The 12688-nt window shown below is 44.2% G+C and carries 13 protein-coding genes; 6 read left to right on the forward strand and 7 right to left on the reverse strand.

Going from position 1 to position 12688, the window contains the following annotated elements:
* Nucleotides 1-11 precede the first annotated feature (11 nt).
* Entirely contained in the window at nt 12-869 is an 858-nt protein-coding gene (gene kdsA / locus AC0VYT_RS07460; RefSeq protein WP_005020068.1) for a 3-deoxy-8-phosphooctulonate synthase, read from the reverse strand.
* Between the two features lie 31 nt (nt 870-900).
* Nucleotides 901-2541, reverse strand: coding sequence for a CTP synthase (locus AC0VYT_RS07465; RefSeq protein WP_005020067.1), 1641 nt, complete (start codon nt 2539-2541; stop codon nt 901-903).
* Nucleotides 2542-2767: 226 nt separating this feature from the next.
* Between AC0VYT_RS07465 and AC0VYT_RS07470 the strand changes: the two genes are divergently transcribed.
* Nucleotides 2768-3199 (forward strand): hypothetical protein, encoded by a 432-nt coding sequence (locus tag AC0VYT_RS07470; RefSeq protein WP_005020066.1) that lies wholly within the window; start codon nt 2768-2770, stop codon nt 3197-3199.
* An 86-nt stretch (nt 3200-3285) separates the two neighbouring features.
* On the opposite strand, the gene AC0VYT_RS07475 is transcribed toward AC0VYT_RS07470, so the two are convergent.
* The 4 genes from AC0VYT_RS07475 to AC0VYT_RS07490 form a co-directional block, all read right to left on the reverse strand.
* Nucleotides 3286-3696, reverse strand: a complete 411-nt coding sequence (locus AC0VYT_RS07475) for a GNAT family N-acetyltransferase (RefSeq protein ID WP_005020064.1) — start codon at nt 3694-3696, stop codon at nt 3286-3288.
* A 114-nt stretch (nt 3697-3810) separates the two neighbouring features.
* Nucleotides 3811-4911 carry a YheT family hydrolase gene (locus tag AC0VYT_RS07480; RefSeq protein WP_005020062.1) on the reverse strand — a complete coding sequence of 367 codons (1101 nt, stop codon included), beginning with the start codon at nt 4909-4911 and terminating at the stop codon, nt 3811-3813.
* A gap of 54 nt (nt 4912-4965) precedes the next feature.
* On the reverse strand, nt 4966-5379 hold the full coding sequence (locus AC0VYT_RS07485) for a nuclear transport factor 2 family protein (RefSeq protein WP_005020061.1): 414 nt from the start codon (nt 5377-5379) through the stop codon (nt 4966-4968).
* An 84-nt stretch (nt 5380-5463) separates the two neighbouring features.
* Entirely contained in the window at nt 5464-7488 is a 2025-nt protein-coding gene (locus AC0VYT_RS07490; RefSeq protein ID WP_005020059.1) for an NADPH-dependent 2,4-dienoyl-CoA reductase, read from the reverse strand.
* Between the two features lie 130 nt (nt 7489-7618).
* On the opposite strand from AC0VYT_RS07490, the gene AC0VYT_RS07495 reads away from it, so the two are divergent.
* Both AC0VYT_RS07495 and AC0VYT_RS07500 read left to right on the forward strand, forming a co-directional pair.
* Nucleotides 7619-8152, forward strand: a complete 534-nt coding sequence (locus AC0VYT_RS07495) for a PadR family transcriptional regulator (RefSeq protein ID WP_005020057.1) — start codon at nt 7619-7621, stop codon at nt 8150-8152.
* Between the two features lie 16 nt (nt 8153-8168).
* On the forward strand, nt 8169-9083 hold the full coding sequence (locus AC0VYT_RS07500; protein WP_005020056.1) for an alpha/beta fold hydrolase: 915 nt from the start codon (nt 8169-8171) through the stop codon (nt 9081-9083).
* Nucleotides 9084-9101: 18 nt separating this feature from the next.
* On the opposite strand, the gene AC0VYT_RS07505 is transcribed toward AC0VYT_RS07500, so the two are convergent.
* On the reverse strand, nt 9102-10016 hold the full coding sequence (locus AC0VYT_RS07505; protein WP_005020054.1) for a LysR family transcriptional regulator: 915 nt from the start codon (nt 10014-10016) through the stop codon (nt 9102-9104).
* A gap of 109 nt (nt 10017-10125) precedes the next feature.
* Between AC0VYT_RS07505 and AC0VYT_RS07510 the strand changes: the two genes are divergently transcribed.
* The 3 genes from AC0VYT_RS07510 (at nt 10126) to catA (ending at nt 12642) form a co-directional block, all read left to right on the forward strand.
* Nucleotides 10126-11232, forward strand: coding sequence for a muconate/chloromuconate family cycloisomerase (locus AC0VYT_RS07510; protein ID WP_005020053.1), 1107 nt, complete (start codon nt 10126-10128; stop codon nt 11230-11232).
* A 24-nt stretch (nt 11233-11256) separates the two neighbouring features.
* Complete coding sequence (catC, locus tag AC0VYT_RS07515) at nt 11257-11547, forward strand: muconolactone Delta-isomerase (RefSeq protein WP_005020051.1); 291 nt, start codon at nt 11257-11259, stop codon at nt 11545-11547.
* Between the two features lie 174 nt (nt 11548-11721).
* The gene (gene catA, locus AC0VYT_RS07520; RefSeq protein ID WP_183078890.1) at nt 11722-12642 is read left to right on the forward strand and encodes a catechol 1,2-dioxygenase; all 921 of its coding nucleotides are present in this window, start codon (nt 11722-11724) and stop codon (nt 12640-12642) included.
* Nucleotides 12643-12688 lie beyond the last annotated feature (46 nt).

Genomic DNA, 12688 nt, shown 5'->3' on the forward strand with positions numbered 1-12688 from the left:
AAGCAGCAGCATCAATGGGTATCTAATTTTTTGAATCCTTTAACCAAAGTATCCAATTCTTTTAATTGTGCTAAAAATGGCTCTAGCTGGTTCAGACGCAACGCACATGGCCCATCACATTTGGCCAGTTCCGGGTCAGGATGTGCTTCCAGGAATAAACCCGCAAGTCCTGTAGCCATACCAGCACGTGCTAATGTAGCAATCTGGGCACGACGGCCGCCCGCAGAATCGGCACGGCCACCTGGCGTTTGCAAGGCATGGGTTACATCAAAAAATACTGGAACATTCATTTCTTTCATAATGTCGAAGCCCAGCATATCAACCACAAGGTTGTTATAACCAAAAGCTGAACCACGTTCGCACAAGATCAGTTTGTCATTGCCGGCTTCCAGACATTTATGCAGAATATGACGCATCTCATGGGGTGCAAGAAACTGGGCTTTTTTAATGTTGATAATAGCCTGGGTTTTTGCCATAGCTTCAACCAGATCCGTCTGGCGGCTCAGGAAAGCCGGCAGCTGGATAATGTCGGCAACTTCTGCAACAGGAGCCGCCTGATACGGCTCATGCACATCAGTGATGATCGGAACATTAAAGTGTTTTTTAATTTCACCTAACCACTCGATTCCTTTTTCCAGGCCCGGTCCACGAAAAGAATTCAGGCTTGAACGATTCGCCTTATCAAAACTGGCTTTAAAGACATATGGGATATCCAGACGTTTACAGATATCGACATAGGTTTCGGCAATTTCGAAAGCAAGATCTTTGGATTCAAGTACATTCATACCGCCGAATAATACAAACGGCAAATGATTTGCCATTTGTATATCGCCTAAACGTACAATTTCTTGTGGTTTTAGTAGTGACATTTAAACTTCCTGGTTTATTTCCTGAACAGTCTTATTTACGCTTCTGATACTGCTGTTTCGCAGCCCCGATAAAGCTAGCAAATAATGGATGACCATCACGTGGTGAACTTGTAAATTCCGGATGGAATTGTACTGCAATAAACCAAGGATGCTCAGGGATTTCAACAGTTTCTACTAAATGCTGTAGTGCAGAATAGCCTGAGATTTTCATACCCGCCGCTTCAATCTGAGCAATAAAGTGATCGTTCACTTCATAGCGATGACGATGACGCTCGCTAATTTCAGCTGCAGCATAAATATCACGGATTTTAGTTCCTGCAACCAGTTCAGACTTTTGAGCACCTAAACGCATGGTGCCACCAAGATCAGATTCAAGACTACGCTGCTGAAGTTCACCACGTTCATCTAACCATTCAGTAATCAGGCCAATAAGCGGGGCTTTAGTTGAACGGTTAAATTCTGTAGAAGTTGCATCAGCAATATTGGCAACGTGACGCGCAAACTCGATCACTGCAAGCTGCATACCCAAGCAGATACCGAAGAATGGAATCTGGTTTTCACGGGCATACTGAATGGCTTTCATTTTTCCTTCAGTACCACGCTCACCAAAACCGCCCGGAACTAAAATGGCATCAGCGGTGGCAAGCACTTCATTCACATCTTCAGCTTCAAGCTTTTCAGCATCTACATAGTCAATCTGTACTTTAACGCGATTTTGGATACCCGCATGAAGTAATGCTTCATTCACAGATTTATAAGCATCTGGAAGTTCAACATATTTACCAACCATGGCAACACGAACAGTAAATTCCGGATTCAGTAAAGCTTCAACTACGTTATCCCAGTCAGTCAGGTCTGCTTCTGGAAGATCGTTATAACCGAAACGTTCACAGATCAGGTCATCTACATTCTGTTCATAGAAGTTACGTGGAATCTGATAGATAGAACGTGCATCTTTGCACACTACAACTGCACGTGCTTCAACGTTAGTGAAGAGTGCAATTTTACGCTTGGTGTCAGCATCTACATCATGTTCGGTACGACAGATCAGAATATCGGGCTGAATACCGATAGACAGCAATTCTTTTACAGAATGCTGGGTCGGTTTGGTTTTAAGCTCTGCTGCAGACTTAATATAAGGTAGCAGTGTCAGATGCATGAGCATGGTACGCTTATGACCAAGCTCGACCATTAATTGACGCACTGACTCCATAAATGGTAGTGATTCGATATCACCCACTGTACCGCCAATCTCAACAATCGCTACGTCATAACCTTCACCTGCACGGAGTACACGTTCTTTAATGTTGTCAGTAATATGCGGAATTACCTGAACCGTACCACCCAGGTAGTCGCCACGGCGTTCTTTGTTTAGAACATCCTGATAAACACGTCCTGAAGTGAAGTTATTCAGTTTGGTCATTTTTGCACGACGCAGGAAACGCTCGTAATAACCCAGATCAAGGTCAGTTTCAGCCCCATCCTCTGTAACAAAAACTTCACCATGCTGGAATGGACTCATAGTGCCTGGATCGACATTGATGTATGGATCCATTTTGACCATGGTGACTTTTAAACCACGAGCCTCTAAAAGTGCTGCTACTGAAGCTGCTGAAATACCTTTACCTAGTGATGAAACTACACCACCAGTCACGAAAATAAAATGGGTCATTGAGTTTCTCGTACAATCGAGCCGAATTCGGCCTGCAATGTTGCGCAATTTTACTTTACTCGGCACCTATAAAGCAAAGTCATTCCGCATCAATTCATAGAACAATAAACAACTGGTTATTCTATCAGCATTTTCGATAAAAAATTAGGCGTAATGTGCATGATTTTTCTGACAGCTTTTACTGTTATAATAGTCTTGTCTCTTTTAAGTCCTGATTTATGCAATTATGAATAAGAAACTTTTGATTTGTGGTGCGATCGCAACAGGTTTGTTCCTCACCGCGTGTGTAAAAAAAGAAGCGCCAAAGGAAGAGGAGCAAGAACAGGTTGAAGTAGTTGAACAACAATCTGTAGCGCCTGCACAAATCGAACCTCTAGAACCGGTTGAAGCTGAACCTGAAATTCCCGAGACAGTTGAAATTGTTCGTGAAGAAACGCCAAATACCACAACCGAAATTCGCCGCGAATATCGTGACCCTGCACCAGTTGAACCGAGACCCGAGCCTAAACCTGAGCCACAAAAGCCAGAGCCTAAGCCAGCTCCAGCACCAAAAGCAGACAGTACCGCCAGCCAGCAAAAATCCAGTTCAGATTCACAGAGTGAAGATGATGCCGTTGCAGCTGCTATGGCGGCTGCCTCACCTGCTCTTGAAAACTAAACAATCCGTTCTTCTGTTCAGTCAGAACAGTAAAAACCCGGTATATTTACCGGGTTTTTTATGAATGATGAGTTGAAGACTTTGACTTAAATAGATGGCTTTTTCACCCAAGCACTAGGATGCTGAGAGAAACCAATTTTGGGGTAGTAAGTAACAGCCTGTGGAGCTGCAAGTAAAGTCAATGTACATTCCGGTTGTAATTGCTGTTCTGTTATTTCAATGAGCTTTTTTCCAATATCCTCTTTTTGAAATCTTACTGTCACTGCCAGATCAGCGAGATAACAGCAAAAATAAAAATCTGTAACCGATCTTGCTATACCTACTAATTCTTGTTTATACCATGCTGAGATAACCAAATTTGAATGCTGTAGCATGCCTGTGATCAGGTCTGCATTCTGGATGGGTCGTCTTGGACCTAATGAAGTTTTCTGTAAAAGGTCAATATACTGCTGCGTACTAACAGGTTCATTTATCAGGTAATGAATCGGTTCAGACATGATATTTTATCTCTTTTATGTTCCTATATTTTAAAGCCCCTTCTGTTTTATGGTTATGGAAGAGGCCAGCTATTTCAGGTTTTTATCATGTTATCTGTTTTAAGCAGACTATTCTTAGTTTACTGAAGCCAGTTTATGTTGTGCAATCAGGTAGTCTGCCATTAAACGTGCCGCCCATGAACGTGTACGGGTAATGCCTTCATAAAATCCGCAGTGGCTGCCTTTACGAGTTGTAATCACCATAATATTTGGCATCTGTATAATCATTTCTTTATATGGCTCAAAATTATCAATATGGCAAACCGGATCATCTTCAGCATTTAAAATCATTAGAGGAATCTGGATATTGTCCATGACATAAACAGGATTGGTTGCCTGATTATAACTTTCAAAGTCTTTATAACCTGCCAGTTCAAAGTAACAGCTCTGAAAGTCAGCCAGACTTTTAACAGCAAGTACTTTCGGCAATGACCCTGTATTTTTCCAAGCGTCCTGATAAGGATGAATAAATGATTTAAACAGTTTCTTTGTCATGGCCTTACTATAAAATGGGTGCACCTTCTGAAAACCAATTTCGGTATTATAGCCCGGACAAAAGGCGAAGGCAGCCTTAAATGGAGTATGATGACCCTCCTCTCCCAGATAGCGCACCAACAGACCAGTTCCTGCAGAAGAGCCTACGCCATACAATACAGATTCAGGAAATTTGCTCTGTATATGAATGAGCTGTTCACGCAGGTCATCAGTTGAACCAAACAGACAGATTTTTGGTACAGTCATTGGCAATTTGGCATGGCCACGGCGCAAACATAACGCAATACGCCAGCCTGTATAGTGATGTAAATCACGCACCAGCTCGCTCATACTTTGTGGTGAGCCGGTAATCGTATGCATTAATACTATAGTAGGTACATCAGCCGGGAGTTGTTCGCCATACCAGGCAATACCGGTAGTGCCACCATCCTGCATGGTTAATGGCTCAATTCTGTCATACTTGAGCTTAATACGTCTTTTCTTGAACAGGTCAAAATATAGCAAGTGTGCATGCTGGTTCGCTAACCACGGTGTTGGCCGATATTTTTCCTTAAGCTGTGGCAAGTGCTCCAGTACCTGCTGGACTTTACCATTCGGGTCAAAGTAGAGTTTAGGCTGTTCAGCGCCTGTAACCTGATCCAATAGTTCTCGTGTCAGGGCAGTCAGCTTTTTTACCATCATTTGATTTAACTCTCGGTATATTTCTAAAGTATGAAGAATGAATTTTAAGTAGACTTAATGGGCTGGAGGCATGAATGCTGCCATCCGCTGTCGCATTTGTGCAGCTAACGCTTCGAGACCACTTTTTGGCCGGATCATAACTTCAAAATCAACAATTTTGCCCTGCTCATTAAAACGGATCATATCGATTCCTTTTAACTGTTTTTCTCCGACATGAGCAGAAAACTCTAACACTACATTGTGACCGTCTTCTGTGTAGAATTCTCGGTGATAAGTAAAGTCCTCAAATATTTCAATGACATTAGTTAATATAAAACGAACGACTGTTTTACCTTCATATGGGTTGAACGCAACAGGTGACCGAAAAATCACTTGTTCGTCTAGAAGTTCGTCCAGAACAGACATATCACGGCTGCAAAGCATTTGGTGCCAAGCCTGTATGGCTTGTTGAGTAGTGGTTAGGATCATCAGTTTTATCTCTCTAACTATTTATTGTTTTAAAGTTGAAAGTGGACAGACGGTATTAACAGGCCGCCTGCCCTATATAAAAACCTAAATAATGGCTGCCAGTTCAGCGCCCTGACGGATGGCGCGTTTAGCATCTAGCTCACCTGCTTCTCTTGCGCCTCCTATTAGATGCACACGTTTTCCGTCAGCTTGCAGCTGTTCGAACATGGCAGTATAAGATTCCTGTCCGGCGCAGATTACAACGTTATCCACTTCCAGTAGCATGGGTTTGCCGTCCACCGTAATATGCAAACCCTGATCATCAATTTTTTCATAATTTACACCAGACATCATTTGCACATGCTTATGTTTTAGGCCAGTGCGATGTATCCAGCCTGTGGTTTTACCCAGATTTGCACCTACAGCCTTTTGCTTGCGCTGTAACAGGTAGACTTCACGCAGTGAAGGTTCAATTTTAGGCTGTTTCAAGCCCCCCGTATGATGATAGGTCGTATCGATTCCCCACTCATCATAAAATTTTTCAGGATTCAAGCTGGCACTTTCCCCTTCATGTGTAAGGTACTCTGCTGTATCAAAACCAATACCGCCTGCTCCGATAATTGCAACCCGCTTTCCAACAGGCAGGCGCTCTTTAAGCACTTCCAGATAGCTTAACGCTTTAGGATGATTCGCACCTTCAATTTCCAAGTGGCGTGGTGTTACACCTGTTGCAATCACAATATCATCAAAATTGGCCTGGCTTAGCTCTTCATAAGTCGCCAAATGATTCAAATGTAGCTGGATATTTGGCTGTAATTCAATCTGGCGCTGAAAGTAGCGAATAGTTTCATAAAACTCTTCCTTGCCCGGAATAGTCTTGGCAATATTGAATTGTCCACCAATCTGGTTACTGCTTTCAAAAATCTTGACCTGATGACCACGACTGGCTGCATAAATTGCAAAACTTAAACCTGCCGGCCCTGCACCTATCACAGCAATCTGTTTCGGTGATCCAGATTCTTTAAAAATCAGTTCAGTTTCATGGCATGCGCGCGGATTAACCAGACAGGATGCAATTTTCATTGAGAAAATATGGTCAAGACATGCCTGATTACACGCAATACAGGTATTAATCTCGTCACTGCGGCCTTCACGGGCTTTTAAAACAAACTCGGCATCGGCCAGCATTGGACGTGCCATCGAAATCATGTCAGCCTGTCCGGAAGACAGGACATATTCTGCCATTTCCGGAGTATTAATACGGTTAGATGTGATCAGTGGCAGCTTCACTTCACCTTTCAGCTTTTCAGTCACCCAGGTAAATGCAGCACGTGGAACCTTAGTGGCGATGGTTGGAATACGTGCCTCATGCCATCCGATACCTGTATTAATAATTGTCGCGCCAGCTTTTTCAATTTCTTTAGCCAGATAAACAACTTCGTCCAGTGTAGAACCGCCTTCTACCAGATCCAGCATCGATAGACGGTAAATAATAATAAAATTCTCTCCGACTGCTTCACGGGTACGCTTGACGATTTCAATCGGAAAACGGATACGCTGCTCATAACTTCCGCCCCATTCATCATCACGATGGTTGGTGCGGGCAGCAATAAATTCATTGATCAGATAGCCTTCTGAGCCCATGATTTCTACACCGTCATAACCGGCATATTGTGCCATCTGTGCACAATTTACAAAGTCACTGACAGTTTGCCAGACTTCAGCCGAGCTTAATTCTTTGGGCTTACTCGGATTAATCGGGGCCTGAATCGCAGAAGGTGCAACCGGATCAGCCTGATAGGAATAACGTCCGGTATGTAAAATCTGCATGGCTATCTTACCGCCAGCATCATGAACAGCCTGAGTAATAATCTTGTGCTTTTCTGCTTCAGCAATAGAATCAAGTTTAGAACCGCCAGCAAAGGTTACACCTGCATCATTAGGTGCAATACCGCCAGTTACAATCAGCCCTACCTCACCACGCGCACGCTCGGCATAAAATGCTGCCATCCGCTCGTATCCTTGTGGAGCTTCTTCTAGGCCCACGTGCATCGAACCCATCAATACACGGTTTTTTAATGTAGTAAACCCGAGGTCTAAAGGGGCAAGTAAGTGTGGATAGTACGACATTTTTTCTCCTTGGCTCGCTATCTTTGCTAGCTTATGCAACTTATTGCATAACTTATAATAGATATTCTTTTTTTATGCAACATGTTGCATAATGTCTGAAGCGTCATTTTTAAATTTGCGGAATTCACCGATGTCTCTTGCCCATGTATTATTGACCAGTTTACTGGAAAGACCGAGTACCGGGTTTGAACTGGCACGCCGTTTTGACCGTTCTATGGGCTTTTTCTGGAACGCAACACACCAGCAGATTTACCGTGAACTAAGCGGTATGCTGAAAAAGGACTGGATTTCTACAGTTGAAGAAGCGCCCAGCCAAAGCAGAAAGAAAACCTATCAGGTTGAACAGGCAGGCCGTATTGAACTGGCAAAATGGATGATGGAACAAAGTCCGCCCGCCCAGTTACGGGAAGAGTTGATGGTACGTCTGCGTGCAGAAGCCCAGTTGGGTGGAAATATTGTACTACCCGAATTGCAGCGACATCTGGAATTACACCAGAATAATTTAAAACTCTACCAGAATATTTATGCGAAGGACTTTGCTGGAAGTGAGTCTACTGACCGTACTTTATACATTCATAAAATGATTTTGCAGCTGGGTATTGATCTGGAAATTCACTGGATCAAATGGCTTGAAGAAGTCATTCCTGCATTGGAAAAGTTCTAGTACTGAGGAGTTAATCATGCCACTTTACCGCATGCCTGATGGAGAAAACCTGTATGTGCGCCGGATTGGTCGCGGTCAGCCTGTACTGGTATTATCTGGTCTTGGAATGCAAAGCTGGCAATGGTTACCTTTTATTGTACGCAGCCTGAACCGCTTTGAGTTTATTATTCCAGACTGGCGCGGTTTTGGGGGTTCTCGAAACTGCGCCATTCCTCAATCCTTAGATGCAATTTCCAGTCACTGGCAGGATGTTTCCAGACTGATTAATCAGTTGCAGCTGGATAATTTTATTCTGATTGCCTATTCAATGGGCGCCACCACAGCGATGCATGGTATGCACTATGCAAACCTGGGCGACAGGTTAAAGGCCTATTTACATATTGACCAGACGCCAAAAATTCTGGCAGATGAGAACTGGAAATATGGCCTGCTGGGTGAAAAGCATACAGAATGTAAGCTGGTATTGCGTCAGCTGATTGACACTCTCTCTGGGCAACCTGATATACACAGCATCAGTCAGCTGGAAACACATACACGTACTGAACTGCTTCAGCTTTGGTACAGGTTTGTATCTCTACAGGGGAATAGCAGATTTTCTTCCCTGTTGTTTCATACCGCACTTAAAAAACCGAAACTGCAAAAATATCTGTTACCTCTTCAACGACTGGACTACCTGCGCTGGTATCTGGAAAATTATTTGTACCATACTGAAGATTATCGCGAAGCATTATCACAACTTGAATGTCCAGTCACTTTTTTTATTGGGCAGAATTCCAGCCTATATGCAGCAGAAGGACAAACGATCATTGCTAAAAGCCTGAAAAATGCTCACCCTATTTATTTTGAGCATTCGGGTCATACGCCGCTTTTAAGTGAACCGGTTAAATTCACTCATGAGCTGCGACAATTTTTATTGGCTCAGATTCCTTAACCTGTTTGGTTTTTAGAATTAAAATAAGGCACGGTCATATTTGATCGCTTCCAGATCGTAAACCTGATAAATACAGTCGAAGAGTGACCGGATGTTTTCCGTTTCGTCCATATTTCGAATAGTCAGAAAAATCGGGCTTTTTGCTGCCTCATCCAGTAAAGGCACATAATTTAAATGTGGAAAACGGATAGTATTGGCACTCTCAGGAATAATACAAATGCCCTCACCCGCCGCAACCAGTCCTAAAGCTAGCTGAATTTCACGAACTTCCTTAATGTTTCTAGGCTCCAGACCATGCTCAGAAAATAACGTGGTGATCTGTGTAGAAAAATTAGGTTTAGCCGTGTTTGGATAGCAAAACAGGTCTTCATCAACAATATCTGCCAGATATATACCTTCAATATGCTGTGCAATCGGATGGCTTGAATGTGCAGCCACCATTAGACGTTCTTCACGCAGTAAAATCCGGTGAACCGCCGGATCACTGATTCTCAGCCGTCCAAAGCCGACATCAATCCGACCTTCTTTTAGTGCCTGAATCTGGTCTCTGGTGCTCATCTCTACCAGTTGAATATTTAAATGGGGATGCTGCTGACGATATAAATAAATAATCCGCGGTAATAAACCGAATAAAAGTGAGCCTACAAACCCCATGGTGATACTGCGCTCAACCAGACCTATACGCTTGGTCATGGATTTAACTTCTTCAGCATTCGACAAAAGTTTAACGGCATGCTGGTAAAAAAATTGACCGGCTGAGGTAGTCTGTAATGGCCGGCTGCCCCGTTCAAATAACTGGATACCCAGTTCACTTTCAAGGTTTTGTATTTGCCGGCTCAGTGGAGGCTGGGCAATAAATAGTTTTTCTGCAGCCTTTGTAAAACTCTGTTCTTCTACCACTGCCACAAAATAGCGTAAATGTCTCAGTTCCATGAGTCTTCCATACCTTTAAGATATATTAAAATGCAAATTCAGTCTTAGACACATTTTAATCATTCTTTTAAGGTATGCACAAGAGATAAGTCAGCATAGATTTTCAATAATGTATAAATCTGTAGAAACATTACTCGTCGATATTCCGACCATACGTCCACATAAACTTTCTGTGGCAACCATGCAGACTCAGACCCTGGTTCTGGTGAAAATTACTGCAACAGATGGAACTGTAGGTTGGGGTGAAGCCACTACTATTGGTGGACTCAGCTATGGTGAAGAAAGCCCAGAAAGTGTTAAAGCCAACATTGACACTTACTTCGCGCCTCTGCTCTCCTCCGTTCAGAACCAGAATATTGCACAGATCTCAAAACTGATCCGCAAGACCATTAATGGTAACCGTTTTGCCAAATGTGCAATTCAGACTGCACTGCTGGACATACAGGCCAAACGTCTGAGCCTGCCATTAAGTGAAATTCTGGGCGGTCGTTTACGTGACCGTTTGCCAGTACTCTGGACACTGGCTTCTGGTGATACAGACAAAGATATTGCCGAAGCTAAAAAAATGATTGAGCTGAAGCGCCATAATACTTTCAAACTGAAAATTGGCGCACGTCCATTACAGGAAGATGTTGACCACGTTATTGCCATCAAGAAAGCTCTGGGGCCTGAGGTCAGTATTCGTGTAGATATCAACCGTGCCTGGACAGAACTGGAATGTATTCGCGGAATCCAGCAGCTACAGGACGGTGGAATTGACCTGATTGAACAGCCTTGCGCCATCCAGAATACCGATGCTCTTGCCCGTCTGACCCAGCGTTTCGAAGTAGCAATCATGGCTGATGAAGCCTTAACCGGGCCGGACAGTGCTTTCCGTATTGCACAAAAGCATGGCGCCGATGTATTCGCAGTCAAAGTCGAACAGTCTGGTGGACTGATTGAAGCTTGTGACGTGGCCAAGATTGCCTGTCTTGCAGGAATCGACCTGTACGGTGGCACTATGCTTGAAGGCCCGGTTGGTACCATTGCCTCTGCTCATGCCTTTTCTACCTTTGAAAATCTGGCATTCGGCACAGAACTCTTTGGCCCACTTCTTCTGACCCAGGAAATTTTAACAACACCACTGCAATACGAGAACTTTGAACTGGTTGTGCCCAATGCACCAGGTTTAGGAATTGAAGTGGATGAAAACAAGATTGAACAATTACGTCGTTAAGGCAAGCGGATAAGGAGTTTTAACATGTTATTTCATGTGCGTATGGATGTGCATATTCCACTAGATATGCCAAGCGAGAAAGCGAACGAAATTAAGGCTGTTGAAAAAGCTTACTCCCAAGAGCTGCAACGCCAGGGTAAATGGCGTCATATCTGGCGTATTACCGGCCAGTATTCCAACATCAGTATTTTCGATGTGGAAAACAATGAAGAACTGCACAACATTTTGCAGGGTCTACCGCTTTACCCTTATATGAATATTGAGATCATGGCTCTGAATCGCCATCCGTCTTCTGTACGTGAAAACGATTCATAAAGTTGATGCAGTAAAAAAGATGCAGTTCTACAGTTGCATCCGTACTTTCCTTTAAACGAAGGATAATAACAACAGACGGAACGAGGCCAGCCAGTGATGGCCAGCACATCAGGGAACCTTTCTCGCTTGTCGCCAGCCCCGTTAGCGTCTTATACATACTTAAGGAGTGATAGTATGAACCGTCAACAAATTGATGCGCTCGTAAAACAAATGAATGTCGATACTGCCAAAGGCCCGGTCGATGAGCGCATTCAGCAGGTCGTCGTCCGCCTGCTCGGGGATCTGTTCCAGGCCATCGAAGACCTCGACATCCAGCCCTCTGAAGTCTGGAAAGGCCTCGAATACCTGACCGATGCAGGCCAGGCCAATGAACTCGGCCTGCTCGCTGCCGGGCTCGGTCTTGAACACTACCTCGACCTGCGTGCCGATGAGGCAGATGCCAAGGCCGGTATTACTGGCGGCACTCCCCGTACCATCGAAGGCCCGCTCTATGTGGCCGGTGCCCCTGAGTCTGTCGGCTTTGCACGTATGGATGACGGCTCCGAGTCCGATAAGGTCGACACCCTGATCATTGAAGGCACTGTTACTGATACACAGGGCAATATTATTGAAGGAGCCAAGGTAGAAGTCTGGCATGCCAACAGCCTGGGGAACTATTCATTCTTTGACAAGTCCCAGTCCGACTTTAACCTGCGCCGTACCATCCTTACAGATGCAGATGGTAAATATGTTGCCCTGACCACCATGCCGGTAGGTTATGGCTGCCCGCCAGAAGGCACTACCCAGGCGCTTTTAAACAAGCTTGGCCGTCATGGTAACCGCCCTTCTCATGTGCACTACTTTGTATCGGCACCGGGTTACCGCAAGCTCACCACACAGTTCAATATTGAAGGTGACGAGTATCTGTGGGATGACTTTGCCTTTGCTACCCGTGACGGGCTGGTTGCAACAGCAACAGATGTGACTGATGAAGCTGAAATAGCCCGTCGTGAACTGGACAAGCCATTCAAGCACATCACTTTTAATGTTGAGCTCGTGAAAGAAGCAGACACTGCCCCTTCTAGCGAAGTTGAACGACGCCGCGCAAGCGCTTAATCGTTATAGAGATACCGGGTTCAGCTATTTTTAGCTAAACCCGGTG

This window comes from Acinetobacter sp. QJM3NY_42, assembly GCF_056173745.1.

Bases quoted from the DNA above. Each gene is read 5' to 3' on its own strand.
- AC0VYT_RS07470 (WP_005020066.1), top strand. From the start codon at position 2,768: ATGAATAAGAAACTTTTGATTTGTGGTGCGATCGCAACAGGTTTGTTC.
- AC0VYT_RS07500 (WP_005020056.1), top strand. From the start codon at position 8,169: ATGCCACTTTACCGCATGCCTGATGGAGAAAACCTGTATGTGCGCCGG.
- catC (WP_005020051.1), top strand. From the start codon at position 11,257: ATGTTATTTCATGTGCGTATGGATGTGCATATTCCACTAGATATGCCA.
- AC0VYT_RS07485 (WP_005020061.1), bottom strand. From the start codon at position 5,379: ATGATCCTAACCACTACTCAACAAGCCATACAGGCTTGGCACCAAATG.
- AC0VYT_RS07495 (WP_005020057.1), top strand. From the start codon at position 7,619: ATGTCTCTTGCCCATGTATTATTGACCAGTTTACTGGAAAGACCGAGT.
- AC0VYT_RS07490 (WP_005020059.1), bottom strand. From the start codon at position 7,488: ATGTCGTACTATCCACACTTACTTGCCCCTTTAGACCTCGGGTTTACT.
- AC0VYT_RS07505 (WP_005020054.1), bottom strand. From the start codon at position 10,016: ATGGAACTGAGACATTTACGCTATTTTGTGGCAGTGGTAGAAGAACAG.
- catA (WP_183078890.1), top strand. From the start codon at position 11,722: ATGAACCGTCAACAAATTGATGCGCTCGTAAAACAAATGAATGTCGAT.
- AC0VYT_RS07480 (WP_005020062.1), bottom strand. From the start codon at position 4,911: ATGATGGTAAAAAAGCTGACTGCCCTGACACGAGAACTATTGGATCAG.
- AC0VYT_RS07465 (WP_005020067.1), bottom strand. From the start codon at position 2,541: ATGACCCATTTTATTTTCGTGACTGGTGGTGTAGTTTCATCACTAGGT.
- kdsA (WP_005020068.1), bottom strand. From the start codon at position 869: ATGTCACTACTAAAACCACAAGAAATTGTACGTTTAGGCGATATACAA.
- AC0VYT_RS07510 (WP_005020053.1), top strand. From the start codon at position 10,126: ATGTATAAATCTGTAGAAACATTACTCGTCGATATTCCGACCATACGT.
- AC0VYT_RS07475 (WP_005020064.1), bottom strand. From the start codon at position 3,696: ATGTCTGAACCGATTCATTACCTGATAAATGAACCTGTTAGTACGCAG.